The following is a 25,706-nucleotide window of genomic DNA, read 5'->3' on the forward strand; positions in this document are numbered from 1 at the left end:
AGTTGTCAGGACTTAGGAGGTTCCATCTGTGAAAATTATGATTGTGGAAGATGATAAAACGATACGCGATACGGTGGCTGAAGCACTAGGCCGCTGGGGATTTGAGACGGTGATTACGGATCAATTCGACGCCGTACTCACTCTTTATGTCAACGAGAATCCACATCTTGTGTTGATGGACATCAATTTACCTGCGTTCGATGGTTTTTACTGGTGCCGCCAAATCAGAGAACTATCCAACGTCCCAATTATTTTCCTCTCTTCCCGCAACACACCTATGGATATGGTCATGTCGATGAATATGGGTGGCGATGACTTTATCCAGAAACCTTTCTACACAGATGTCCTAGTCGCCAAAATCAATGCCCTGCTGCGGAGAACCTACTCGTATATGGAGACTTCGGCTAATGTGATGACGCATAATGGTATCGTCCTGAATTTGAAGGATGGCGATATTGCTTGTGGAGATCAGAAGTCGGAGCTGACCCGAAATGAGTTCAAGATTCTCACCATTCTCATGCAGCATCAAGGCGCAATCGTTAGTCGTGAGCAGATGATGCGAGGGCTCTGGGAAGACGAAAGCTTTGTCGACGACAATACGTTAACTGTTAATATTACCCGCCTACGCAAAAAGCTTGCAGAACTTGGACGCGATGATTTCATCACAACCAAGAAAGGACAAGGGTACATGATTCCATGAACTTTCTCTCTTATCTGAAGGATAAACGATATTTCATGGGCATGTATGCGTTGACGATGTTATTCGTTTCACTCATTATGCTTGTCAGTGTAAAAGGTCAGGCTGCCCTTAATAATATCACCTACACGAATGCAGGTTGTTTTTTATTTGCAGCCTTGTATATAACTATCGGTTACTTCTACCGAAAGTCTTTCTACAAAGAGCTTCAGGAGTTTCAGAGCAAAAGCGATCAACAAGATTGGGTCGCCGCGGCGATGCCTGAACCTCAATCGAACGAGCAAGAGATCTATCTCCAGCTGCTGATTCAGCTTTCAAAGGATCAAGCGAACGAGACAAAACTCCTGCACACGGAAATCCGCAATCATCAGGAATTCATCCTCTCCTGGATTCATGAAGTGAAACTGCCCATTGCCGCAAGCCGCCTCATCATGGAGAACCGCGCTGGTAAAACCGCTGAATACCTCGTAGATAAACTCGAAGATGAGCTGAGCAAGATCGATAGCTATGTCGAGCAAGCACTCTACTACTCACGTATTGACTCCTTCTCACGGGATTATTTCATCTCTGAATTGTCGCTTAACACACTTGTTAAAGAGAGTGTCAAGAAAGTCGCGAAGCTGTTTATTGCCAAACGAATTCGTCCGGATATTGAAGAGCTTACTCACTACGTGAACAGTGACAGCAAGTGGCTTAGCTATATCTTAAATCAGATTGTGGCGAATGCCGTGACTTACACCGACAATGGCGGTATCATTAGCTTCCGTTCGGAGGAAACCGATTCCGAGAAGCGGCTAATTATACAAGATACAGGGATAGGCATTGATGCTGCTGACCTGAGTCGGGTTTTTGATAAAGGTTTCACGGGGAAAAATGGCCGAACACACAGCCGCTCTACGGGGATGGGGCTTTACTTAGCGAAGCAAATGGCGATCAAGCTGGGGCATGATCTTTCCATTAGTAGTACTGAAGGGAAAGGAACCGCGGTTACTATTCACTTTATGAAGATACAATCTTATAATGATTTGCGTTAAATAGAAAAGCCTCTAAACCTGAATGTCAGGTTAGAGGCTTATTTATTGTCATCGGCCCTCCTCGTTACATAGAACGCGAAGCCTCAACCTTGGCTGCAGGTTGCTCGTGCTTTTTCAACAGAGATAAGAAAATAACCACAACGGCTACGACACTAATGGTGACTAATGTCCACATTGGACTGCTCAAATTCAAATTCTGACGGAAGTAGAACAAATCACGAAGTCCTTCCGCCGAGAAGCGAAGCGGCAGCCAAGAGTATAGCCAGTCATGACTGAGTGTTGGCAATAGCTCGGCTGGTAGAGACAGCACCGGTGCGCCGAAGAAGAACACGAGCACGAATAGCGGCACTCCTTTTAAACCAAGCCAGCTGACAACGGCCGTTTGTAACAGGAAGAAGGCGAAACCGACCAAAGTAAGGAATAAACCAATCTCCCAGTAATTTGGAATGGATAAGCCCAGCCATTTTCCCGCTACAAGCAGAATACTGGCAGCAGAAGCCGCGGTGATTACGACACCACTAAGCAATTGGGAAGCTTGAATACCAAAGCGATGCGAGCGTGAGCCCGTTTGTGTTGCTTTTCCAGCTGCCATGAAAAGTAGTAAGGTTGTCACCATGGCTCCAAACCAAGCAAGCTGAGTCAACACAACAGGTGCATTACCATTCGCACTACTCGCGCCTACGGCATTCACATTCTTACTCGTGATAACGATCGGTGATGCGAATGCTTTGGTTTGGTCAACGGTGAGCGTGCCGCCTCTTTGGCTGACTTGCGCTAACAGCTGCTCCCTCACTTGACCGTTAACGCCATTAAGGATTTGGCTCAGTACACCGTTAGCCATCGTAGCCGCGGTATTATTCATCCCTTGGTTCACGTATACCGTTACAGCTGACGCCTGTGGCAGCGGAGACAACAAGCTTGCTAACTTATGGCTGAAGTCTGCTGGAATGATAATTGCTGCATAAGCTTGCTCGCGATCCATCGCATCGATGGCCTCTTGCTCACTGGCCAATGTTGTCCATTTAAGTGGAGACACGGTGTCAGCTTGAGCTGGAGCAGCGGTTATTTTCTCCTGAATCAGTTTACCGAAATTCATTTCTTGGCCAGTCGGAAGCTTCTCACCAGCATCCATTTGAACGAGAACTACAGGTAAGTTCTTAGGCACCGGGTTCACGGTTGAGCCGAGTTGAGCAATACCCAACAGAAGAATGACGAGGAACACGGCAATAATGGCGATATACGGGTGTTTTTGTTTAAAAAAATGATTCATTGTAATGCCTCCTTAGATTCATATTTCGTATAATGTTGTAATTCGTCATATTTTTCATTCAACGTTGTGTGAACGAAATTACTAAAAAAGAATCACTTTCTCCAAAGTGATACGGTGAAAGCGATCATTCTTTTCAAATAACTATCGAGGTCAGTCTCTATCATGTTCACGGCTGTGAATTGTCCGAGAACAACCATCATTCCGATGGATATTACTTGTTTGGCTGCTAAGCCAAAGTCCATCTCTCGGATTTCTCCAACCTCAGCTCTTTTCGCCAATGCTTCTGTTAACGCTGCGTGCCGCTGCAAAATCAACTGCGTCATAAAATTCTTATCCTCGGATAAGATATTATCTGAATCCCGCAGCATAATTTTCATGAAATCTGGATCCCCAATTAGCGTGCCTACCAATCTTGAAAGAAAAAGATATAGCGCTTCTTCCAACGGCTGGCCTGGGTGAATCCCTTTTATTAACTGGTCCATAAGCTCCATGCGAGCCTGCTGAGCCTCATGGAAAATGGTCTCTAATATCTCCTGTTTGCCACCGGGAAAATAATGATACAACAGCCCATCCGTAATCCCGATATGCTTGTTCATCGCGCGGATCGAAGTCCCATGATACCCATGCTGGGCAAACAATTGCTTAGCGCCAAGTAGAATTTGCTCTCTGCGTTCAGCCGCTTGAAGATCTCGGCTTGTTTTCGGAACTCTTTTCATAAGCTACAAATCTCGCTTTCGTCATTTCGTTCAACGACCGTGTAATGAATTATAGACCAGTATTTTTGTAAAAGCAAGAGACCATATCATTTTTTAACGACGACGACAGCTTCTTATATTAATTCTATGCCAGTGCCAAGGCTGCCGAAACCTAATTTAACCCTCCTCGCGGTATTGGCCTGGCGTCATGCCAACCAATTTTCGAAAGGAGCGGATAAAGTTCGCAGAGTTGTTGTATTGCAATCTCTCGGCAATTTCAATAATTTTCATATCAGACTCTTTAAGCCATTTCTTTGCCATATCAATCCTATACTGTGTTAAATATTCACCGAAATTAATGTTAGTTTCTTGACGAAAAACACGACTCACATAATGGGGGTGATAGTTGATACGGGAAGAACATTCCTCAAGCGTGAGTTCTGAATCAAATTCCCTTTTAATCATATCAATAATCGCTTCTGAGATATGCTTGAATTGACTGTCTCGACGACTCTCTAGTTCTTGAATGTATGGATGTACAAAAATCGACCAAAACCACTGTTCCATTTCCTTTACATTCCGCAGCTTGAACAGAGACTGAATTAAGGAAGCTTCATCTTCTGCAATTCGGTCAAGGGAGATGGACAAATCCTGCCCGAACTTAAGGAGGTCGACAAGAAGCCGAAGTAATGACAACTGGTAATCCCGATGCTGAGTATTCGGTTGGAACAATTCCCCGATAAAATGTTTCAATGCTAGATTGGACTGTTCCAAGTTTCCTCCGCGAATCGCATCTAATAATTCCTGCTCCCTTTCATTTGGAAACATAAAAAGATTACTTTTCTGCGGTTGTACATCCTCAATAAACAAAATTGACTCTTGTCCTAGCCCTACTCTGATTTTCAACGATGTCATAGCTTCGTGCAAAGCCTGCCGGGTTTCCGTAAGCGAGCTGAAAGAGCGGCTAATACCGATGCTCACTTTTATATCCAAGTATTGAAAAATAGCGGATTGAATCTCGTCAGATAGAGTGAAAATATGTTCTTTAAATTCCGTACCTTCTTTCGTTGAACCGATCAAAGTGACTTGGCTATCTGCTTTCACGATGGGTACCAGCCTTTGCTCAGACAACACAAGTTCACCGACGATATTGCTTATGGCAAACATGAGCAAATCCCTGTCTGACTCTTCATATCTAGTTTCTTTTAGTGAATCGATTTGAACAGCAAGTACGCACATAGAAGGCCAAGGCTTATCCAAATTGTATAAACTTAATTTTTCCTCAAAATCAGCTGGATGCATAGCGCCGCTAAACAGTTTTTGCATGAAAAACTCCTTAAGCTGATCTTTCTGCCCCTTGAGTTCGTTCATAATCAGAGATTGATTCTTAAGTAAATAATCGACACGATCCCCGATAACCTGGAGTTCCCCATTTGGCTTTCGCTCATCAATCGAGGAAGGAATACTATTGTTGAGAGTAGCATAGATGGATTTGATCGGACTATACATCTTCTTAGACCCGATCCACGCAAGTATTAGCGTGACCAGTAAGATGACCATGCATACAAGCATTGTAATCCAACCGATAATCTTATTCTGTGCATTCACTTGATCGTTAGAGGCTACGGATACATAGCTCCAGCCATTGTAAGAGGAAATCCTGTAGGTCACAGTCATTTTCTCTCCGTCCAGCTCAATTTCATATTGATCAAATGCATTCTTCTTTTCAAGAATGGGCTTCAAAAAGGGTTGACCAGACATATTGCTTCCAAGCTGAGTCCGGTCGTGACGATCAACGATATTGAAATTCTGATCTAAAATAAACGCGCTCCCCAGCTTGCCGTTTTGAAATGCATCAAACTCTTTTATCACGTCAGACGATAGAACTACACATATGATCCCCGTCGGATTAATAGAGTTAAAGGGATATTTTTTCACAAAGTAAATGAAATGGGAAGAGTTCAAAGATTCATCAGGTCCGCTTGTCCAGAAGGAACCTGCTTGATTGGTGGAGAACGCCTCTAGCTGGGACCTGAATTCCGGGTTGCTATATTCGTTAACCCCGCCGCCTGAAACCATCCATTTACTACCTAAACTATATAGAAAAACATCCTTAATCCCTAACTCATAGGTTTGAATTAGAGAGATACCTTTATACAACTGATGTACCATTTCGAAATCGTGATTCGATATTTCTTTTTCAAAGGCACCAGTAACAACTGGTGATTGCAGCAGCTGCGTTGCAGAATTATCAATCGTCCTAAGCGTTTGCTCGACACGCATTTGCATTTGCTGTAAAAGTTGCTTGTTACTCTCATTTACTTTCTCTTGTACAGTTCGTGATGAATTGTAATAGGCAAATGTGCCCAGCAGAATGACCGGTATTGTTCCAATTAAGACGGATAATAACATTAATTTTAATAAATAAGATGAGGAACGAAATTTCATAATGCCTCCAAATTCTAGAGCCTTAACAGTATTCCAAGTTTACAAGAAACTTTATTTTAGTCTTAAGTGTAGCATTCGCATTTAGCTGTGAAACACCAGTTCCAATCATACCAATAGACATAAGTTACGTCGATAGTCCCTAGTTGTTCATATGGTACCGGATGCTGTTTTGATTCGTAAATCCTGGAATAGTCATGAGTTGATCTCGTTGTCACTAGTTGATGTTTATGAGTGAATTCAAAAAATCCCCTATAGGATAATCAGATCTTGTTATCTGTATATCCTATAGGGGAACAAACTAACCTAATACAAGAAAGTTATTAATCTTAGCATCCATTACCAAACAGATTCTTTTGCGTATCTAACACTCCAGCAAGGAATGCCAGCGTAAGCCCTTGTCCCCAGCCTTGAATGCGTTTATCTGGTATGTTTTTATAACCTTCAGCATTGTTCATGACTGCCGTTCCAGCCGAAACGCCTGTCACAGTACCGTCCGAGCTAATACGCGATAGGATACCATCAACCGACTTCTGTGTGTACTTATTATATAAGCGGCCTCGAGTTAACAACGCTGTCGCTATCCCTGCTGATCCCGAAGTCTCCAGCGGAGAAGCTGGATCATCAACAATCGTATGCCACATACCCGATTCATCCTGAAGACGTACGAGTGTACTCAACTGATCACGAAGCGAACCATCAATAATCATAAATGAGGGATGTGTAACTGGAATAAGGTCAAGCGCCCTAGCCATTGTCAGGGCAGCCCAAGAATTGCCTCGCGCCCAATGGATACCCGATAGATTGTTTTTCACAATGTTGTCCCAACCATGATAGTATAAATTTGATACAGGATCCTGCAAGAAATTTTCATGTCCATGGTACTGCTTTAACCCATCCTCGATATATTCCTGACTGTTAAGCAGGGTGCCGATGCGAATTAAGAAGTATCCCGCCATAAACATTGTATCCACCCATGCCTGTTCTGGAAAATTATACGTTTCTGAATTGACGGTATGCTGGAAAATACCGTCGTCAAAACGCACAGCTTCGTGTGTTAGAAACTCCGCCATTTCCTTAGCCGCATCTAAATATTTGTCATTCTGTGTGACTTGAAATAAAGTGAGCAACGAATGTCCGATTGATACTGCATTGACGGATAGTTTCGGTAGCCCGTCCTCCATATTTTCGTCGACCCACACTTGTAATTTGGTTAAATACTCTCTCTTGCCTGTAGCTGCATAAGCTTCACACACTCCAAAAAATGCAACACCACCCGGCCAATCCCAACTAAAATCCATCTTGAACGTACGTTCTACGACCCGGTCGATAACCAACCGAACCTTTTCTTCGTCGAAAAGTAGCTTCGGCATTTCTTGTATATCCTCCCCCATTGAAGTTAAATGCTGAGGAAAGGAAATTGTGTCCCCTTCCTCCATACACCCTTTACTTAACTGCTTTAGCGTATTCTGCATTAAATTCTTCAATGACCTTGCTTCCGCCGCTTTGCTGCCATTTTTCAACTGTTGTCTTCCAGTCAGACTCATTGATCGCACCCATGATGAATTTTACTGTAGCATCCGCAATGATCTTTGATAGCTCTTTACCCTTCTCAATCTCCGTATTGGAAATAAACGGTGCTGCAGGATTGGCTATGGCAATCGTTGCATTATCTTGGAAAAGCTTCGTGCTAAGCTTTTCTAGCTCGGTTCCATAGTTGACAACTTGATTTTGCATAATCATAAACTGCGAGCCATCCGTAATTTCCGCTTTGATCTTTGGATCCTGATTTGGCTTATAGGCGCCGTTCTCAATCGTGTACTGTTTTCCTTCAATCCCATATCTCATTAGGTTTTGATTATCCTTCTCGGATACTTTATCGAAAAAAGTAAGAATTTGTTTGAGTTCAGCTTCCGTTTTCACACTCGTCTTCGGAATCACATACATACCTAAATACCCTGCACCAGCGCGTGTTTTTTCTCCCTTAGGACCGGAGATTCGGTTGATTAAATTAATTTTTGCATTCGGATCCACTTTTTTGATGTTGTCCTCAATGCTTTTTCCGTCAAGCATGTTATCAATCCAAAGTCCAGCTTGCCCCTTATTCATGACTGCACGGCCATCTTGTACAAGTGCAAAATCCTGATTAATGATTTTTTCATCATACAACTTCTTATAAAACTTCATTGTATCCAAGTATGCTGCAGTCATATGAGCTGGAACAAGCTTGCCGTCCTTCAACTCCCACTCATTCGGACCGCCCATATATACCAGAACATCCTTAAATCCAGCTATATAATTCCCCTGCATCCCGACAGCAAGTCCAAGTGTATCCTGTTTACCATTCTTATCAGGGTCTCCTGTTGCAAAGGATTTAAGAACCGTATAGAGCTCATCAACGTTCTTCGGGGCTTGTAAGCCCAAGTTTGTCAACCAATCCTGACGAATCATCAATCCGAATCGAGCCAGATCTCTCTCACGGTATACGCCATAAATTTTACCGTCTATTGATACGTTTTTTAGTACAATGTCCGACATCTTGCTCAGGTTAGGATAGCTTTTCAGATAGGGTCCAACCTCCCAGAACATACCGCTACGCGCAGCGTTAACAATATTGGAAGCCTTCGGTTCCAGAGCAACAAACGTTTTCGGCAGCTCTCCAGATGCAACTGTTGCGCTTAATTTATCTGAGTAGGTTGAGGAAGGTACCCAAGATACCGTAAGTTTTGAGTTTGTCTTTTCCTCAAGCGATTTAAGAACCGAACTGTCTGCAGGCATTTGCTCGGGGCTGTAGGTTGGCAGCATCATCGTCAACTGCAGGGGTCCTTGATTCGCCCCAGCATCACCATTGCCCTTGGGAGCAGCTTCTTCCTTCCCCCCACAGGCGGTTAGAACTAGTGCAACTGTTGTGAGCAAAGCTCCGGCCTTCACCATTGTTTTCTGGTTTCTTTTGTTCATTTTTATATCCTCCCTATGTCTCTCATATTATTATATCTCAACCCTTAACCGAACCCATCAATACCCCTTTGGCAAAATGCTTTTGCAAAAACGGATACACGAATAGGATGGGGAGCGTCGATACCACAATTACCGCCATTTTCACCGATTGCTCCGGTGGAGCGACATAATCCGCATCCATCACAGTGGAGTCCCCGATTCCGCCCGAAGCCAAAATAACAATTTGTCTTAAAAGTACTTGAATTGGCCATTTTGTATTGTCATTGATGTACAATACTGCATTAAAAAACGTATTCCAGTGTCCTACCGCGTAAAATAATGAGAATGTCGCGATTGCAGGCATGGATAATGGTAGTACAATTTTAAAAAAGATACCCAGGTCATTGCAGCCGTCAATTTTAGCCGATTCCTCCAAGCCATCTGGAAGTTGCTGAAAAAAGTTCCGCATAATAATTAAGTTAAAGGCACTGATGGCACTTGGGATCAGCAACGACCAATAGGTATCTATCATCCCTAATTGTTTGACAACCAAGAACGTCGGAATCATCCCGCCACTGAATAGCATGGTGAAGACAACCAGCATTAAGATTGGTTTGCGGAAATCCATATCCTTTCGTGCTAACGGATACGCCATTAAACATGTAAAGAAAATATTGATCAGCGTACCGACGACCGTAATGAAGATGGTAACCAGCAAGCTTCTAACCAGCGTTTGGGTGGAAAAAATATATTTGTATGCATCCAGAGAAAATTCTGTCGGGAATAAGATAAATCCCCGCGTCATCAACTCCTTCTGTGTGGCGAACGAGCCAGCAACGAGATATACGAATGGGACTACTGTAAGCAAACCAAAAATAATCAACAGCACCATGTTCAAGCTATCAAATATTCGGCTTCCCCAGCTTTGTTTAAGCGGCATAGCGTTCAAACGCTCCTTTTCTAGTAGATACCATCTTCTCCGAACTTTTTAGCTAAATAATTAGATCCGACGACAAGAATCAAACCTATAATCGATTTGAACAAACCGATTGCTGTACTGAAGCTGTACTGTCCCTGGCTAATCCCGACAGAGTAGACGTATGTGTCAAACACTTCTCCTACCTCACGGTTCATCGCATTAAGCATCAGGAATATTTGCTCGAACCCCGTATCGAGGAAATGTCCTAATCGAAGTATCAACATAATGACGATAGTACTGCGAATAGCTGGCAGCGTAATATGCCACAGTTGGCGAAGACGGTTCGCTCCATCCATACGTGCAGCTTCGTAGAGTTGCGTGTCGACACCGGCGAGTGCAGCAAGAAAAATGATCGTACCCCAGCCCGTTTCTTTCCAAATGACTTCAGCGGTAATGACCGTTCGGAACCACTCGGTACTTACTAGGAAATTGATCTTTTCTCCTCCGTAACGCACCAACATCTCGTTCACTATGCCGCCTTCTGTCGTTAAGAAGATATAGGCGATCCCAACGACTACCACCCAGGACATAAAGTGAGGAATGTATATCAACGTTTGAACGATCTTCTTCATAAATTCCCGTCTTAGCTCGTTTAGCATGAGTGCAATTACGATCGGCAACGGAAAGAAAAACAAGATATTGTATGTGGCTAAAATTAAGGTATTGCGAAAGAGAACGAGAAAGTTCGAATCGCTAAATAGTCGTTCGAAGTGTTTTAGACCTACAAACGGACTATCCCAGAAGCCCAAAAATGGCTGATAGTCTTTAAATGCGATAAAGATTCCATACATCGGCCAGTACTTAAAAATGAGAAAGTACAAAAGACCAGGGAGCACCATGAGATAGAGCCAGCGGTTTCGTATCAGTCTCCCCATCATCGTCGATGACCTAGTTGCAGAAGACATAACGATTTGCGTATTCATACTTTTTTGCATCATACTTACTTCCTTTCATTCCCTAAATACATTCACTAATCTCTTTCAAACTATATTTCCATCTTAATAGGGGTATTAAATTACCGTCGATAGTCCTTGGTTGTTCAGATTAGCTTTTCAATGCCGTTTTTGTGGCCACAAACCTCAAATAGTCATTAGTTGCACTTGCTGTCACTGGTTGTTTTTTGTATGGTTACACCAATTTAGTAATGGTTATGGGGGGAAGACAGCCTCTTTTTAAGCCAAGCCTATTCAATACAAATAGCCCTACGATTCCTCGTAAGGCTTATATTAAATAATGTACTTCTATCTCATTGAACTCTTCCTTTCATCACTTAATCTTACTTACAATCTCCCTATGTTCACTAGATGACCTCCGATGGCTATTTCCGCAAATCGAACATGTTCGTAGCCATGAGATTGACTTTGATATGCAGTTTAAGCTCCGGAATATCTTCATTGACAGCTAGTCCTTTGCGATACCAGATTTCGTTCAAGGAGTAAATATCAACGTCGCGTTTCTTCCCGATTTCATATGTTTGCATAATTTCATTCTCGACACTCTTCGTAATTAACTTTGTAATATCATCCATCCCGAGTGGTTTCTTCTGTTCTCGAATAGAGGCGTCCATGCTTAAGTCAAGTTCGACGACTCGTTTACTGTCTTTATTTGTGGCTATCTTCTTAACCTTATTGTTCTTTAGCGCGGCGGTTCCAACGTATGTACCCTGCTCATCCTTGAGGGGGAGAATGCCGCGTAACGTACTCTCATATAACCATTTCACTCCGCTCGATTCTTTACGGCTGAATCTAGCTTTGCTCTTACCGTTCTTCAAAGCAACAAGACCATTCACGATAGGCAGGGTAAATGGCTTGCCACCTTTATCCCAGCTCTCGCTAAGTTTTAAATGATCCAGCAACATGGTCTCGTACGGTTCCCTTGATGATCGAATGAACTTCTGATAGTTCACTGGCTTAAAGGCCGATTGCATCTGCCTATATAAGAGATTGGGCTGATAGTAAACAGTGTTGATCGCTGAGCTTCCTGTAATCGGTTTAGTACTTAAAATCTTTCTGAGGTCTTCATCCGTTGCAAATACCCATGGCGTATAGCGTTGATCGCGTGTTCGCATTAAGTCGTCATGAATATCGAAGATCCCCCTGGCGAGCAGTCGATCGCTGATGATAAACGCTTTGGTCTGCGTCCAGTCCATTCGCATCTGGCTTTCCTTTAGCAGGTCGAACATCGCCATCCCAATACTTTCGCCTTCACCTATTCCAACAACGATTGGATTTTGATTGTTTCCAGCTCCTTCTTGTTTCGCTATGGATGCCAGATCATTGATTTGTGCGTAGACTTTATATTTTCCGTCCATGTAATCGATGCCGATCATACTAACAAAATTGAAGTATTGAATGTTCTTACCGTCCCAACATCCACAAAGGGATAACAGGATACAGCCGAACAAAGCTGATTTCCAGACCCTCTTCATGATTCTCCATCCTTCGTTCTCGTGTCGTCCTGCAAGTTGAGATACTGTGCACGCTTTTTCATTTTATTGGCTGGTTTCTTAAGCAGTGCTCCTGTGAGATCTGACCATGATGGTGGTGAAATCGGTGAGAGATACGGAATCCCGAACGATTTGAGATCAGATAAATAGGCAACGATGATGAAGATAGACATGAAGAACCCGAACATTCCGAGAATCGAAGCGATGATCATAATGACGATGCGTGCGATGGATACAATTGCGCTCAGCGTCGGGTTTACCAGTGTATACCCGGATATTACCGTGGTCGCAGCCACGACAGTTACTGTAGGGGACGTAATGCCGGCTCGTATGGCCGCATCGCCTATGATGATACCTCCGACGACAGTTACCGTTGGTCCTACCGACTTCGGAAGCCGTAGTCCTGCTTCTTTAAACAACTCAAAAAGGATGAGCACGAGAATGGCTTCGAATGGAAGTGAGGTTGGAAGTCCGATACGATTAGTTGCGATTGTAGCTAATAGAGGCAATGGAACCTGTTCGAAATTGAATCCAATCAGCGCAATGTAGAACCCGGGCAAGAACAGCGCCAAATACCAGCCGAACATTCGGATCAGCCGTTGAAAAGATGTGATCACCGCACGAAAATAACCGTCTTCTGGTGATTTCATAAGCGATGTAAGTGTAATGGGGGCGATAATAGCGAGTGGCGAGCCGTTAAGCAATACGACGAAACGACCGCCGATCAAGTACTCAGCGGCAAAATCAGGCCGTCCCGTATTGTCGATAAGCGGTACCAACGACATGGTCTTATCCGATATGGCTTCTTCCAACTGAGAGCTCGTAATGAGTGCATCTAGTTCTATTTTCCGCAATCTTGCTCGAGCCTCATCGACGGCCTCCTTATTCGCAATATCTTGGATGTAAAGCAGACATACCTCAGTTTGACTCCGAACACCAATAATAAATGATTCCACTTTGAGTGTCGGGGATATCAGTCGCTTACGGATCAGCGCTACATTGGTCTTGATGCTTTCGGTAAAACCGTCACGCGCGCCCTTTGAGGACGTTTCCGTGACAGACTCTTCTGGGACTCTTTGGGGTGGGTCTGCGACGTATTGTATGTAACAGCAGGCCGCTCCCAGATCGAAGAGGAGCAAGTTTCCCTTGAACACATAGGAAGCGAGCTCGTTCTTCCATGCAGGGGTTAGCTTTACGGGATGCTGCCGCCAAACGTCTACGCTGCATGAGCTTAACTCATTAATTTGCTCCCGATTGGACATACCTTGGCAGGAAATGAACAGAAAGTTGTCGATTTGCTCGAAGATAACATCACAGCAGTCCTCAAATAATTTCCGAATGTCACTATCGCTAATTGGATCCATCTTGCTTCACCGACTTCCTGTTCTTACCTACCCATATGCAAATCAAGAGCACAGCGCTAGTGGCTCCGCAAAAAAGACTGGAACTCGTATAGTAGAATTTTATATATTCGTGAAATTTGATATCCGATAGCTTGAATTGGTTGATTACAAAGAGGAACAGTGAAATCAAAATGAGTAAAATTTCGGGATGCTGCCATTTTTCCACCCATAGCGTATGTATGATATAGATCGCCAGCGAGATGCGTATAAACGAACCAGCCAACCATTGATAAATGGACAAAAAGTCGGTTTGACTGATCATGCTTCCGATGGACGCCATGCGCCACTGCTCGTAGGCGGGAAATCGCAGCATCGCGGCTTCAAAAGGACCGAACATGGCGATTACGCCAGACAATGGTCCAAATGTCAACTCAATCAAGATAAGAACAACCAACAGCATATTTTTGTTAGACAGTTTGCCCTTAACATCATCCTTTAGGAAGAACACAAGGAAGATCTCCGTAATGCCAGATGTTGTGTACCAAGCGCCATGCGTAATCGATTGCACTGAATTTTTGAAGATGGGAAACAGAAAGTTGTAATCTTTAAATTGAAAGTTGACAATCATGATGAAAAATCCGAATACAATGATCCAGGGCAACAGAATCCCATTGGTGATGGCAATTGCGACTAGGCCCTTTCTTGCCGTGTAGTAACAGATGCTGATGAGACTTATGCTGACTATCCATGGGGGCGTATAGGTCAAGTATGACGAATTTGACCAAAAAACCGTATCCCGTATACTGATACCCGCCTGAATTAGGAAGTATAAGGTGAACAGAAGCGTGAAAATAAGCCATACCAGCAAATTTGTTTTTTCTTTTACCCAGGTGGAGAGCGAAGAAGGAATGTGTTTGTACATATATACATACAGCAGGGCAAGAAGTAGAGAAGGGACAATGGCGAACAAGACAGAGATCCATGCGTCGCGAAGTGCGGTATCTAGCAAGATAGGAATCAGGAGGACATGATTGGAGATTCCGATATAGGTAATTATCAGCATAGATAACTGGAAGGGAGTGATTTTTGCGTTCAAACCAATCAGAACCTCCTTACGAAGTTAATGTAGTTAAATTTTCCAATTTCACATATTTTATACATGAAGCTAGGCTTCCATTGCGGGAAGCCTAGTTCGATCATAAATTTTATTTAGCTTGAGTTTACCGGACATCCATATCCCAATATATATTTCCTTATTGACTGAAAAAAGAATGCCCCCATGTTTGGAGGCATCCTGGTCTTCTTATATTAAGCTTTAACTTTTGCTTTAATTTCTTCCAAAGGCTTGTGGTTACCGTATTTCGGATACTCACGCGTAGTTGGCGCTGCCCACTGAACCGCATTGGAGATCACGCGGCGGATTTGCTCATTATAGTACGTACGGTACGTTTCATGACCTGGACGGAAGTAGAAAATCTTCCCGTTTCCACGGTGGAACGTGCATCCGCTGCGGAAAACTTCGCCGCCTTCGAACCAAGAAACCATGATAAGCTCATCCGGTTGCGGGATATCAAAATGCTCACCATACATTTCCTCTGCTTCAAGATCAATGTACTCGCCAATACCTTCAACGATGGGATGGCCTGGAGCAACGACCCAAAGGCGTTCCTTCTCATCCGCTTCGCGCCATTTTAAATCACAGGAAGTGCCCATTAGCGTTTTGAACACTTTGGAGAAGTGGCCAGAGTGCAGAACGATAAGACCCATGCCTGCCCATACTCGCTTTTGAACACGTGCTACGATTTCGTCTTGAACTTCACCGTGTGCTTTGTGCCCCCACCAGATCAGGACGTCCGTATTATTTAAAACTTCTTCCGACAAACCATGTTCAGGATCATCTAACGTTGCATAGGTGACTTGGACGGAACCGCTTAGTCCCTCACCAATGGCTGTGTGGATGCCATCTGGGTAAGCAGCGCGGACTTTTTCATTTTCTTTTTCATGACGGAATTCGTTCCAAACGGTTACATTTAATGGTTTACTCATTATTTTATGCCTCCATGCTAGCGTATTCATTCTTACTTCTGAGTATAGGTTTTCCCAAGCAATGAGGAAAGGCAGAATTGTGCTTATTTCTTATTCAATAGTGTCATCTGCTATCCTGCAATGTTATACTTAGTGGGACTAAATCTTAGTATCATTTACAATTCGTTTATTCAAAAATGTCCAGCCTTAGTGAGGTATTCCATGCCTATGAACCCTACTCTTAGCCCAACGAACCTGAACCTAACAGAAGAAATCAGAAACGAAAAGGTTGTGTACCAGAACCCGCTTCTTTTCTTAAAAATATGGGAAATTAAACATGACATCTCTCATTTCGGCTGTCCTGACCCTTGGTCTTGGCATTGGCATAAGCAAGTCGAATTCCTAGTGGTAACCCAAGGGCAGCTCGCCATCCAAACCAAGGATGCCTATACAATACTCGAGGCAGGAGATGTTATGCTGCTCGGCTCCTCGCAGCCTCATCGCACGCATAAATACTCCGAAGAGCCCTTGCATCAGATCGTTTTTCAAATTGATCTTACGCAGCATTTTGACCTGAGCTCGCTCGCTTACTTGCATTTATTTTCAGAGCTGACGCACTCGCTTGAACCGTTTAATACTCTTTTTCGTTCAAATGCTGCGGTACGAACGAGCGCTTACCAGCTCATCCGGCAAATTTATGAGGAATCACAATCTCGCCAAATCGGCTACGAACTAGCCATTGTTGCTGCTATTAAGCACCTCCTACTGCTACTGCTTCGTAATGATAAACGTGATCTGGCTGGGCTAACCGAAGACTCTGGCATCTCACGCCTGCGGCCAGCTCTGGATTATATCGACGAGCATTTGACCGAACGAATTACGGTTGAAGATGTGTGCCGTATTTTGAATCTGAGCTATCATTACTTTATTAAGTATTTTAAAAAAGTGATGGGACTATCCTTTATTGATTATGTGAATTATAAACGGATCAAAAAAGCCGAGCGCCTCCTACTCACAGGGGATCTCAGCATTATGGAAATTAGCTATGAAGCCGGCATTCAGAACATGGCTCAGTTCTACAAACTGTTCAAGCGTTATAATCAATGCTCACCTAAGGAATTTAAACAGCGATTGCGTGACCAGACGGAGCTGCAGGATGAGCCGCTCATCGCGCAAGAAGTCGAGTGAATAGATGCGTCTCAGTCTCAGGGGAGAAATCCCGCCTGACTGATGAAAACACGCTCCTGCGGAAAATGCCGCAGGAGCCTTTCGTGCACGCGCTTATACGCATCCCGACTGTACCAGTCGGTCAGCTCCAGCGCGTCATAAATGGCACGCACGCCGATGCGCCCCGTGCGCCCACCCCCACTACCATCGCCCATGAAATAGTCGTCGATGCACACCCGATCCACGATGCCCGCCAGCCGCTCGGCAAAGCCGTCCGAGCTAGGCAGCGCTGGCGCTATCGTGGCCTGCACCGGAATCCCGCGCGCGGCAATCTCGCGGAGTGCTTCCAGCCGCGCCGCGATCGGTGGCGCGGACGGGGTGAACGCGCGGCGGATATCCTCGCGGTCCGTCTCCACCGTCATGCTGACTCGGACGCGGTCGCCGAGCAGCTGCAACAGGTCCGCATCTCGCGTCACGAGTGGGCTGCGGGTTTGCACGAACAAGAAGTCCGGCTGCGCCGCGGACATCACTTCGAGGAGCGCGCGGGTGAGCCGCTCCTTGTATTCGATCGGCTGATACGGGTCCGTCGCCGAGGAGAAGAAGATCGTGACGGGCCCTTTGCTCTTGGCCTTCGCCAGCTCTTTGGCGAGGAGCGCGGGCGCGTTCTCTTTTACGTCGACCCAGCTGCCCCAAGCTTCGCTGCGGAACAACGCTACAGGCATCTGCCTGACGTAGCAATAGGAGCAGGCGAAGGCGCAGCCCGTATACGGATTCAACGTATGTGAGTACCCTTCCAGGAAGCCGCTCGCTTTGGTCAGCAGGGACTTCGATTGCTTCCTCTGCACATGAGTCATGGCTTCACCTCCGTTTTATTTCCAGAACCATTTCTCATACACCATATAGCCGAAAAACGAAAGGAGACCTAAGGAAATATTGACCCATCCTGCAAGTAAAGCTCCTTTTTTTTCTTTTGGCATGTTGGCCTTCGCATACATTTTCACATCAAAAACTAAGAGGAGCAACCCAGAGATCAACAATAGCAAAACGGTGTAATTGTTAAAGGTAATCATTGGCCGAATCCTTTCCTACTCGGTTTTCGTCCCAATCCGTCTAATCTTAACACGCATCGAGACTTCCACGGACATCTCTTTATATTTATCTTCCCAGGCTTCTTTGGTTTTAATTTCCTTGTTCCAATAGGCTGGTTGGGTCGCACGTACGTATTCCCCGAAGCCGAAAATATCACTCCCATCCTTCTGCGTCTCTTGGATAAACTTCTCAAATCCGATTTCAGCGTCCTTTTGAATTTTCTCCTCTAACATCTTCAAACTTTCCCTTGTGATGAGCGCCTTTTCATTGGATTTCTCCGTTAAATCCCCTTCAACTTGGCATTTTATGATCGTATGTACGTTCCCATTTCGGATGGTTGTCCTTATTCTCGACTTCCGGTGCGTGGTTTTGAACATAGCCGTCGTTTTCTCACCTGGGATTTCCTGAAGAACACTATACCCACCTGGATTAATTTCTTTCATCGCCATATAATGGCCGATTTGCAAAGCGGTTGAAGTACCGACCATTTTATCGTTTTTAAAATAGGCCATACCCGCAATTTCAATATTCGATTCCTTCTTTAAATCCAAATAGGGAAGAACCCCTTCCTGCCCTTTGGCAGAACTGGCACTGAAAAAGACGCCTAAGAAAATGTTGGGCAGCTTGCCCATTTCTCTGGCATGTTCCAAGGTAGCAAGTAAATATAACGTAGGAACACGCTCCAATTGCGGCGTAGCCTTCATGATGTCAGCTGCATTTCCTTTGGATACGACCATCCAAACGGTTCTTCTGACTTGAGGTTGGCGCCGAAAAAAGTCATTCTCATTCTCAATGCCATTTTTGGCTACGGCTTCTGAAAGCACAATGACCCGCAAATGGCCGAAAAACAACCGGTCTGCGAGCTGCTGCTGAAGATTCATTAAAGCATCCTCAAGGGTATAGCCAACACTGCTCAGCACCCAGACCGGTTTCGCTCCTGAAGTGCTTTCAGCTCCACCTCCCCCTGTGCCTAACGGAATACGGCCGGGAATAGCAATCTGGACAGTGATGCGAATGAGTCCCTTATTGGTCTCTGCATCCTGTTTGAGTATATGCGTAGCATTGCTGTTTTCTTTCTCATCACCGGCCTTCGCCTTATCAATCCCAATAGCCAGGATGACGGCTCGATCTTCGATTTCTAGGCGATCCCAGCAGCCCGTAAGCAAAGGGGCAACCAACACGACAACAAGAATCTGTTTAATCAGATTTTGCCACAAGTTGATCACCCCGGCTTTTTTTCTTACGAATCATAGCCACCACCAATAAGACAAAGGGATACGCAACTGTGAATACGAGTCCCATTCGGCCAACAATTTGAATGATCTCATACATCTGCATCAGATTTTGCGAGAGCATGGCAAGAACATAGATGAATGGAACAAGAAAGAAGGCGAACATTTTATGATCTCGTAGGCGCAACAGCTGGCTTAAAAAATAAATGGCTAAATAATAGCTAGACAACAGTGTCGTAAACACCGCAGTAACCCATACCGCAAGAAATGCACCATCTAAACGCTCTAGGACGTTAGCAGGCAGTGAAGTCGTCTTGGCTAATTCCAGCGTTGGCCATACTAATTTTTTAATTTCCTCTGCTCCAAATACGCCTACTGTAGCAATCACAATAAGAATATATAAAGCCCCGGATACGACCATGCCAACATACCCGGCAACCATGGCTTTCTCTGGCCTGCGCATCGCAGGGATGACGATCGTCATGATAAAGGAGCCTTGAAATAAGGCCGCCATCGTAAGAATTCCCCCTGACATACCGCTCGGTTCATTTCCCCACAGGGGCAGAAGGTTGATTAGTTGAGCATTTTTTAGGGAAAGCACGACAATCAATAGCCCCGGAAATACGATAATTGGGAAATAAAATTGGTGGAAATACGTAAAGGTCGTTATATCTGCACGGGAGGAGACAGCCGCTAGCAGTAACATAACGATCACCGTCACCTCTAGCGGCGTTTTGGTTAAGACGGAAGTAACAACAACCTCCCCAAATTCACGTGAGGCCAGTCCCGTAATCAAGCAAAAAAAAACGATAATCAGAACGCTGCATCCGCGCGCGGCCCATTTACCTATCAAATCTTCACTATACTCAATAATAGATTGCTTAGGAAAACGCATACCGAGCTTGGTTAAAAGCCAAAGTCCGAATAAACCAAGCAAAAAACCTAGCATTGTTACAAGCGGCGCCCCGGAATCAGCAGCTCTGACAGCAAATAATGAGAGGGCTAATACACCCACCCCAATAATTGTGCTAATCAGTATGATCGCCGCTTGAATGACTGTGATCTGGCGAGGATGCTCCATCGGTTACGTTCCTCCCTGTATGTCTGACTTCTTAGCGTTTAATGTATTGTTCGGCGCTTCTTCACTCATTTCTTGCGTTATTTTCCCAACACGTGTGTCATTCGGTGGATATAAAAGTGCCGGCCTCTTGGGCATGCTCCACAGTGGCATTCGGGCTAGAATATCTTTCATCCCCTGAAAATTACCTGGGACTAGCGGGCTCAAGTAAGGAACCCCAAACGATCTCAACGAGAGCATATGGTTGACAATCAGAATCAACCCGATCATTACCCCATATAAACCGAATATGCCTGATAAAATGACAAGTGGAAAGCGCAGCAATCTCAGGGCCAAGGCTGCATTGTAAGCCGGTGTGGCAAAGGAGCCGATCGTCGTTAAAGCGATAATAACAACCGTGATTGGAGAAATAAATCCTGCCGCAACTGCTGCCTGCCCAACCACAAGCACACCTACAATGGAGAGCGCTCCACCAACCTGCTGCGGCAGCCGAAGTGTGGCTTCCCTTAATACTTCCATGGATATCTCCATGATCAATACTTCGATGACAGAAGGGAACGGCACTCCCGCCCTTCCCCCCGCTACCGCTACAGCAAACTCTGTTGGAATCAGCTCTGGATTGAACGAAATCAAGGCTACATATAACGATGGGAAGATCAGTGAAAAAATCAAGGCTACCAAGCGTGACAGCCTTATGAAACTGACGAGGAGATACCTTTCTGAGTAGTCTTCAACCGTTTGATAAAATTGACTAAATACGGTAGGCAATATGAGGGCAAACGGTGATCCGTCCACAAGCAAGATCACTCTCCCCTCCAAGAGATTGGCGACCGCTTTATCTGGCCGTTCCGTATTTTGAATTTGCGGAAATGGGGATACATGGTTATCTTCAATAAATTGTTCCAGATACCCCGCATCCAAAATGCCATCCGTATCAATTAACGATAAACGCCTGAACACCTCTTCAACGAGTGCAGGATTTACAATGCCATCGATGAAGCAAATAGCCACTTTGGATTTGGTGATACGCCCGATTCGCATCGTTTTTATCCGTAAATCCGGCGTCGGGAGACGGTAGCGAAGCAGGGCCAAATTCGTACCCAATATTTCGATAAAACCTTCCCTCGCGCCACGGATCACCTGTTCAGTCTCTGGTTGCGTAATCGATCGCTTGTCCACATGGCGTGTACTGAAAATAAACGCATCCGTCACGCCATCAACTAAAAGGACGGTTTTCCCTTCTACGATGGCTTGGATAATTTCATTCAGCCCCGTTTCCGTTCTGCCTTCACACGCATAAAGCGTATCGTTCAGAAGAAACTCTTTCATAGGGCGGTTTACTGCTTTCGCATAATCTTGTGTGGTTGTTAACATCAATGGTCTTAAAATATGATCGTTCAAATACTGTTTATCAATCAAATCAGGAAAAAACATCGTGACAGCTGGTAGCTCGTCAAATATGCAAAACCGGCGTATGATGAAATCATCATTATCACCGAGTAACTTCTGAACGAATGTAATCGTCTCTTCGAGTTGCGTGCCAACACTTGCCTCTTTATTCGCTTCCATAACCTGATGAGCAGGTGAATTCTTCAATGGTATCATCCGAGGCTGTTGACTTTGGGATTTGTGTTTGGTCCGTAGCTTCTTCCAACTCCAAATGGTCACGCAATTCGCCCCCGTAAAAACACTCATGATGATTCTAGTTTCGTATTCCCATTCATTTCCTTCCTCGTATTTTTATCCATATTTGAGATTCTATGCATGACAGCAAAAAAGAGCGTGAATTTAAGGTAAATAACGGCGAATAGGAGCAGTTTACTGTCATTAACCCGTGACAATAAACGACTCCCGCAAAGTTGAGTACATTTTGATACATATAAAAATACAATAGCCTAATTCCCTAGCCGCTCCAATAGCAACAGCTTCTCTTTATTCTCAAGCCCACCACGGTAACCCGTCAGGGCACCGTTCTTCCCTACCACCCGATGGCAAGGTACAACGATAAGCACAGGATTTGCACCGATGGCGGTGCCGACCGCTCTCACAGCACTGGTTTTGTCTAACGTCTGGGCTACCTGTGAATAACTTACCGTTTCACCATGTTCAATCTCATGCAACGCTTTCCACACCGACTGCTGAAACGCCGTCCCGCGCAAATCCAATGGCAGTTCAAAACTTGTTCGTTCCCCACGCAAATACTCGTCCAACTGTTGCATATATGGCTTTAACCTATCCTCTTGCTGAATCCATCCACTCGGTTGTCCAATCTTTCTGGCCCATTGGGTGAATTCTTGCCACGCTTCAACGTCAACGCCATCTCTCGCGTCACCTTTTTGAAACTGCAAGTAACCCAACCCAGTATCGGTTACCGCCATGACAAAATTACGATCTTGCAACCTTATCGGACCCCAGTGTATCGTTTGGTTTACCGCACTTTCCGTCACTTCTCTCACCATGTTGCATCCTACCTCCCAACTCGGTTATCGTTAATGAACGGGCTGTTGCCGGAACTCCGTCGGCGTAAGCCCTGTTTTCTTCTGAAACAACGTCGCAAAATGGGCCGCATTTGCTATCCCCACCTGCGCCCCGATCACCTGCACAGCCAAGTCTGTGGTGATTAAAAGCTTTTTAGCAGCTTCCAATCGGATCTGTTGAATAAACATAAGCGGTGTCACACCTGCTATACGTTTGAACGTCCTTTGCAGATGATACGTACTTGCATAAAAATGCTCCGAAAGCGTCGCTAACGACAGCGGTTCGGCGAAGTGCTCTTCGATATGCGCCTTCATTTCCGCGACCCATGCTTCATCAGGAAGCCGGATGCCGTCAGGCCGACACCTTTTACAAGGACGAAAACTTGCTGCCATTGCCGCTTGTTGACCATGAAAAATACGCACATGCTCCCGCTTTGGAAGCCTTGATTTGCAGGATGGCCGGCAGAAAATACCTGTCGTCGCCACCGCATAATAAAACGTCCCATCATACGCCGCATCATTTGCTACGATGGCTTGCCAAAACCGTTCCTGCATACCGAATTTCCCTCTCCTTGCGTTCCTTTTATAAGCTCAGTATACCCAAACAGGCCAATGGTTGTAAGGGTTCCGAGATGAGAAAGCAAGATTACAAAAGCCGCTCTCGGCGATAATGCATGTAACGACTTCCTACCGATAAGGAGAATAACGATGCCACACCTGCAAGCTTTTGACCCATCTAGGCTAAAATGGTACGAACATACGAGCACGCTCACGCTTGCTCTTCCTGAACTTTTTCGATATGAGCCCAATATTGGCTATTTAAGCCGCTCTACTAATGAGTGCCTATTCGTTGTGGATAACTCCAGCATCTATAAGTTGCTGCCGATTGGGGATAACCTCGTGCTAATCGCTGTCCACAGTGAGGATGACAAGGTGCTTCACGTCCGAATTGTCCACTATAGTGGTACTATGACCTCTGCGGTCCGCGAAGAAATTGCTCGGTATGTGTGGGAGTGGTGGGATTTGGGGACGGATTTGACGCCATTGTATGAGATGGAGGATCCGATCCTGCGGCAAGTGACAGAAGAATTCCGAGGGCTCCGTTTAATGGGGATTCCCGATTTATTTGAGGCGATGAGTTGGGGAATTATCGGTCAGCAGATTAATTTGACTTTTGCTTATACGCTCAAGCGGCGTCTAGTTGAAACCTTCGGCACCTCCCTAGAGTGGGAGGGTCGAACGTATTGGGCGTTCCCGACGCCAGAGCGGATCGCTGCGCTCAAGACTGAGGATCTCACTGCTTTGCAATTCACGGGTAAAAAAGCGGAGTACCTCATTGGCGTTGCCAATCTCATGGCGGAGGGCACGTTGTCCAAGGCTGGGCTGCTTGCGATGGGCGATTTCCTCGCCATGGAAAAAGATCTGCTGCGCATTCGCGGCATCGGCCCTTGGACGGCCAACTATGTGCTGATGCGCTGTCTGCGCAACCCTGCCGCGTTCCCGTTGGCCGATGTCGGCCTGCATAACGCGCTCAAGCATGTGCTTGGGCTGGAGGCCAAGCCCTCGCTTGAAGAGATCCGCCAGCTCGCGGAGCGCTGGCGGGGGTGGGAAGCCTACGCCACGTTTTACTTGTGGCGTGTGTTGTACTAGCCGCGGCTGATTGACGCGGCATTGGGTGCGGCTGCGCTAGGGGCGCAGCCAGGTGCCCGCTACGGCGCCGCTAGGTGTGGCCGCCTGACTAAAGGCGCCTACAGGTGCTCGCCACGGCCTCACTAGATACGGCCGCCTGATGCACAGCTCAACCCAGCCACCCGCCACCTTCGCCACTAGTTACACCGCCCAGCCACCATCACGCCGCCTCCCCCCGCCATCATCGCAAATAACTGGATTTTATGTAGCTAAATCAAGCAAATCTCAGCTTCAAAGCGATATAACTGGATTTCATGTAGTTAATTCCCCCGCATTTCACCGTTTTAAGCAAAAGTGCTGATTTTAGCTGCATTTTTGCACCTAGAATTAAAAGTGGACGTCTCTTAGTGTAGAAGTAATAATAATCTTAACTATGAACTAAGAGGTGTTTGTCCATGAGCGATTCAAGACAACGATATAATGAAACTTTTAAACGTGAAGCTGTAAAGTATGTGCAAGAGCAAACGAAATCTCTCGAGCATATCGCCGATGAGTTGAACATTAATCCTGGTACCCTACGAAACTGGTTGGGGAAATATCGTGAGTTCGATCATGAACCCGTGAACAAAATGGAAAACCTTCGTGAGCAGTCTCAACTTATTGACGATCAGAAACGGGAAATTGAGGATTTGAAAGAAGAGATCGCAATTCTAAAAAAGGCCATGCACATCTTCAGCAAAGAAAAGAACTGAGGTTTAAGTTTATTGAAGATCACCGCTCCGAGTTTCGATTGGAGAAGATGTGCAAAGTGTTAAAGGTCTCCAAGAGCGGATATTACAAATGGCGAGTAGCTGAGGTCTCTGAGCAGTGCAAACGCAAAGAAAAAATAACAGATCGTATTAAATATTACTTTCAATTCAAGCATGAAATCTATGGCAGCCCACGAATACACAAGGAGCTTTTGAAGGAAGGCCTGTGTGTCTCGGAACGGACGGTCGGCCTCATTATGCGTGAACAAGGGCTGCGCTCCTGTATGGCACGGAAATTTAGAATTCAAACAACCGATTCAAAACACGATCAGCCTATTGCTCCCAATCTTCTTCAGCAAGATTTTGCAGCAACAAAACCAAATGAAAAATGGGTAGCTGACATTACTTACATTC

General features: G+C 45.2%; 24 protein-coding genes. 6 read left to right on the top strand and 18 right to left on the bottom strand.

Annotation, left to right across the window (positions count from 1 at the left end; all coding sequences use genetic code 11):
• Positions 1-28 precede the first annotated feature (28 nt).
• On the top strand, positions 29-700 hold the full coding sequence (locus AC58QM_RS31340) for a response regulator transcription factor (protein WP_497288672.1): 672 nt from the start codon (positions 29-31) through the stop codon (positions 698-700).
• The gene (locus AC58QM_RS31345; protein ID WP_497288673.1) at positions 697-1,731 is read left to right on the top strand and encodes a sensor histidine kinase; all 1,035 of its coding nucleotides are present in this window, start codon (positions 697-699) and stop codon (positions 1,729-1,731) included. Before AC58QM_RS31340 ends, AC58QM_RS31345 begins: the two co-directional genes overlap by 4 nt.
• Positions 1,732-1,795: 64 nt before the next feature.
• On the opposite strand, the gene AC58QM_RS31350 is transcribed toward AC58QM_RS31345, so the two are convergent.
• From AC58QM_RS31350 to AC58QM_RS31400, 11 genes are all read right to left on the bottom strand, one after another.
• Entirely contained in the window at positions 1,796-3,001 is a 1,206-nt protein-coding gene (locus tag AC58QM_RS31350; RefSeq protein ID WP_497288674.1) for a YhgE/Pip domain-containing protein, read from the bottom strand.
• Positions 3,002-3,093: 92 nt separating this feature from the next.
• Entirely contained in the window at positions 3,094-3,717 is a 624-nt protein-coding gene (locus AC58QM_RS31355; RefSeq protein ID WP_497288675.1) for a TetR/AcrR family transcriptional regulator, read from the bottom strand.
• A 156-nt stretch (positions 3,718-3,873) separates the two neighbouring features.
• Positions 3,874-6,144, bottom strand: a complete 2,271-nt coding sequence (locus tag AC58QM_RS31360; RefSeq protein WP_497288676.1) for a helix-turn-helix domain-containing protein — start codon at positions 6,142-6,144, stop codon at positions 3,874-3,876.
• Positions 6,145-6,470: 326 nt separating this feature from the next.
• Positions 6,471-7,514 carry a glycoside hydrolase family 88/105 protein gene (locus AC58QM_RS31365; protein ID WP_497288677.1) on the bottom strand — a complete coding sequence of 348 codons (1,044 nt, stop codon included), beginning with the start codon at positions 7,512-7,514 and terminating at the stop codon, positions 6,471-6,473.
• A gap of 73 nt (positions 7,515-7,587) precedes the next feature.
• Positions 7,588-9,099 carry an extracellular solute-binding protein gene (locus tag AC58QM_RS31370; RefSeq protein ID WP_497288678.1) on the bottom strand — a complete coding sequence of 504 codons (1,512 nt, stop codon included), beginning with the start codon at positions 9,097-9,099 and terminating at the stop codon, positions 7,588-7,590.
• A gap of 37 nt (positions 9,100-9,136) precedes the next feature.
• Positions 9,137-10,018, bottom strand: coding sequence for a carbohydrate ABC transporter permease (locus tag AC58QM_RS31375; RefSeq protein ID WP_497288679.1), 882 nt, complete (start codon positions 10,016-10,018; stop codon positions 9,137-9,139).
• 20 nt (positions 10,019-10,038) lie between these two features.
• Positions 10,039-10,962: an ABC transporter permease gene (locus tag AC58QM_RS31380; RefSeq protein WP_497288697.1), complete on the bottom strand. Its 924-nt coding sequence runs from the start codon at positions 10,960-10,962 to the stop codon at positions 10,039-10,041.
• A 413-nt stretch (positions 10,963-11,375) separates the two neighbouring features.
• Positions 11,376-12,485, bottom strand: coding sequence for a Ger(x)C family spore germination protein (locus tag AC58QM_RS31385; RefSeq protein ID WP_497288680.1), 1,110 nt, complete (start codon positions 12,483-12,485; stop codon positions 11,376-11,378).
• The gene (locus AC58QM_RS31390) at positions 12,482-13,867 is read right to left on the bottom strand and encodes a spore germination protein (protein ID WP_497288681.1); all 1,386 of its coding nucleotides are present in this window, start codon (positions 13,865-13,867) and stop codon (positions 12,482-12,484) included. Before AC58QM_RS31390 ends, AC58QM_RS31385 begins: the two co-directional genes overlap by 4 nt.
• Positions 13,854-14,942 (bottom strand): endospore germination permease, encoded by a 1,089-nt coding sequence (locus AC58QM_RS31395; protein WP_497288682.1) that lies wholly within the window; start codon positions 14,940-14,942, stop codon positions 13,854-13,856. The genes AC58QM_RS31390 and AC58QM_RS31395 overlap by 14 nt, the downstream gene beginning before the upstream one ends.
• Before the next feature lie 212 nt (positions 14,943-15,154).
• Positions 15,155-15,892, bottom strand: a complete 738-nt coding sequence (locus AC58QM_RS31400) for a ThuA domain-containing protein (RefSeq protein ID WP_497288683.1) — start codon at positions 15,890-15,892, stop codon at positions 15,155-15,157.
• A 201-nt stretch (positions 15,893-16,093) separates the two neighbouring features.
• On the opposite strand from AC58QM_RS31400, the gene AC58QM_RS31405 reads away from it, so the two are divergent.
• The gene (locus tag AC58QM_RS31405) at positions 16,094-17,059 is read left to right on the top strand and encodes a helix-turn-helix domain-containing protein (protein ID WP_497288684.1); all 966 of its coding nucleotides are present in this window, start codon (positions 16,094-16,096) and stop codon (positions 17,057-17,059) included.
• 17 nt (positions 17,060-17,076) lie between these two features.
• On the opposite strand, the gene AC58QM_RS31410 is transcribed toward AC58QM_RS31405, so the two are convergent.
• The 7 genes from AC58QM_RS31410 to AC58QM_RS31440 all read right to left on the bottom strand — a co-directional run bounded on the left by AC58QM_RS31410 (position 17,077) and on the right by AC58QM_RS31440 (position 23,469).
• Positions 17,077-17,892: an SPL family radical SAM protein gene (locus AC58QM_RS31410; RefSeq protein WP_497288685.1), complete on the bottom strand. Its 816-nt coding sequence runs from the start codon at positions 17,890-17,892 to the stop codon at positions 17,077-17,079.
• A gap of 15 nt (positions 17,893-17,907) precedes the next feature.
• A complete protein-coding gene (locus AC58QM_RS31415) occupies positions 17,908-18,108 on the bottom strand; it encodes a CLC_0170 family protein (RefSeq protein WP_497288686.1) in 201 nt (66 codons plus the stop codon).
• 15 nt (positions 18,109-18,123) lie between these two features.
• Complete coding sequence (locus AC58QM_RS31420) at positions 18,124-19,344, bottom strand: Ger(x)C family spore germination protein (protein WP_497288687.1); 1,221 nt, start codon at positions 19,342-19,344, stop codon at positions 18,124-18,126.
• Positions 19,325-20,440: a GerAB/ArcD/ProY family transporter gene (locus AC58QM_RS31425; RefSeq protein ID WP_497288688.1), complete on the bottom strand. Its 1,116-nt coding sequence runs from the start codon at positions 20,438-20,440 to the stop codon at positions 19,325-19,327. The genes AC58QM_RS31420 and AC58QM_RS31425 overlap by 20 nt, the downstream gene beginning before the upstream one ends.
• A 3-nt stretch (positions 20,441-20,443) precedes the next feature.
• Positions 20,444-22,042: a spore germination protein gene (locus AC58QM_RS31430; RefSeq protein WP_497288698.1), complete on the bottom strand. Its 1,599-nt coding sequence runs from the start codon at positions 22,040-22,042 to the stop codon at positions 20,444-20,446.
• Between the two features lie 290 nt (positions 22,043-22,332).
• A complete protein-coding gene (locus AC58QM_RS31435; protein ID WP_497288689.1) occupies positions 22,333-22,896 on the bottom strand; it encodes a methylated-DNA--[protein]-cysteine S-methyltransferase in 564 nt (187 codons plus the stop codon).
• A 30-nt stretch (positions 22,897-22,926) separates the two neighbouring features.
• The gene (locus tag AC58QM_RS31440; protein WP_497288690.1) at positions 22,927-23,469 is read right to left on the bottom strand and encodes a bifunctional transcriptional activator/DNA repair enzyme AdaA; all 543 of its coding nucleotides are present in this window, start codon (positions 23,467-23,469) and stop codon (positions 22,927-22,929) included.
• A 153-nt stretch (positions 23,470-23,622) separates the two neighbouring features.
• On the opposite strand from AC58QM_RS31440, the gene AC58QM_RS31445 reads away from it, so the two are divergent.
• The 3 genes from AC58QM_RS31445 to AC58QM_RS31455 form a co-directional block, all read left to right on the top strand.
• Entirely contained in the window at positions 23,623-24,564 is a 942-nt protein-coding gene (locus AC58QM_RS31445) for a DNA-3-methyladenine glycosylase family protein (protein ID WP_497288691.1), read from the top strand.
• A gap of 434 nt (positions 24,565-24,998) precedes the next feature.
• Positions 24,999-25,295, top strand: coding sequence for a transposase (locus tag AC58QM_RS31450; RefSeq protein WP_310225880.1), 297 nt, complete (start codon positions 24,999-25,001; stop codon positions 25,293-25,295).
• Between the two features lie 56 nt (positions 25,296-25,351).
• A partial coding sequence (locus AC58QM_RS31455) for an IS3 family transposase (RefSeq protein WP_497288692.1) occupies positions 25,352-25,706 on the top strand: 355 nt, incomplete at its 3' end.

It is taken from the genome of Paenibacillus sp. J22P165, assembly GCF_059692015.1.

Excerpts from the sequence above, each read along its gene's own strand:
- AC58QM_RS31390 (WP_497288681.1), bottom strand. The coding sequence starts at position 13,867 with ATGGATCCAATTAGCGATAGTGACATTCGGAAATTATTTGAGGACTGC.
- AC58QM_RS31400 (WP_497288683.1), bottom strand. The coding sequence starts at position 15,892 with ATGAGTAAACCATTAAATGTAACCGTTTGGAACGAATTCCGTCATGAA.
- AC58QM_RS31360 (WP_497288676.1), bottom strand. The coding sequence starts at position 6,144 with ATGAAATTTCGTTCCTCATCTTATTTATTAAAATTAATGTTATTATCC.
- AC58QM_RS31375 (WP_497288679.1), bottom strand. The coding sequence starts at position 10,018 with ATGCCGCTTAAACAAAGCTGGGGAAGCCGAATATTTGATAGCTTGAAC.
- AC58QM_RS31425 (WP_497288688.1), bottom strand. The coding sequence starts at position 20,440 with ATGGAGCATCCTCGCCAGATCACAGTCATTCAAGCGGCGATCATACTG.
- AC58QM_RS31385 (WP_497288680.1), bottom strand. The coding sequence starts at position 12,485 with ATGAAGAGGGTCTGGAAATCAGCTTTGTTCGGCTGTATCCTGTTATCC.
- AC58QM_RS31345 (WP_497288673.1), top strand. The coding sequence starts at position 697 with ATGAACTTTCTCTCTTATCTGAAGGATAAACGATATTTCATGGGCATG.
- AC58QM_RS31450 (WP_310225880.1), top strand. The coding sequence starts at position 24,999 with ATGAGCGATTCAAGACAACGATATAATGAAACTTTTAAACGTGAAGCT.
- AC58QM_RS31380 (WP_497288697.1), bottom strand. The coding sequence starts at position 10,962 with ATGTCTTCTGCAACTAGGTCATCGACGATGATGGGGAGACTGATACGA.
- AC58QM_RS31405 (WP_497288684.1), top strand. The coding sequence starts at position 16,094 with ATGCCTATGAACCCTACTCTTAGCCCAACGAACCTGAACCTAACAGAA.
- AC58QM_RS31430 (WP_497288698.1), bottom strand. The coding sequence starts at position 22,042 with ATGATACCATTGAAGAATTCACCTGCTCATCAGGTTATGGAAGCGAAT.
- AC58QM_RS31440 (WP_497288690.1), bottom strand. The coding sequence starts at position 23,469 with ATGCAGGAACGGTTTTGGCAAGCCATCGTAGCAAATGATGCGGCGTAT.
- AC58QM_RS31365 (WP_497288677.1), bottom strand. The coding sequence starts at position 7,514 with ATGCCGAAGCTACTTTTCGACGAAGAAAAGGTTCGGTTGGTTATCGAC.
- AC58QM_RS31410 (WP_497288685.1), bottom strand. The coding sequence starts at position 17,892 with ATGACTCATGTGCAGAGGAAGCAATCGAAGTCCCTGCTGACCAAAGCG.
- AC58QM_RS31445 (WP_497288691.1), top strand. The coding sequence starts at position 23,623 with ATGCCACACCTGCAAGCTTTTGACCCATCTAGGCTAAAATGGTACGAA.
- AC58QM_RS31370 (WP_497288678.1), bottom strand. The coding sequence starts at position 9,099 with ATGAACAAAAGAAACCAGAAAACAATGGTGAAGGCCGGAGCTTTGCTC.
- AC58QM_RS31435 (WP_497288689.1), bottom strand. The coding sequence starts at position 22,896 with ATGGTGAGAGAAGTGACGGAAAGTGCGGTAAACCAAACGATACACTGG.
- AC58QM_RS31350 (WP_497288674.1), bottom strand. The coding sequence starts at position 3,001 with ATGAATCATTTTTTTAAACAAAAACACCCGTATATCGCCATTATTGCC.
- AC58QM_RS31355 (WP_497288675.1), bottom strand. The coding sequence starts at position 3,717 with ATGAAAAGAGTTCCGAAAACAAGCCGAGATCTTCAAGCGGCTGAACGC.
- AC58QM_RS31415 (WP_497288686.1), bottom strand. The coding sequence starts at position 18,108 with ATGATTACCTTTAACAATTACACCGTTTTGCTATTGTTGATCTCTGGG.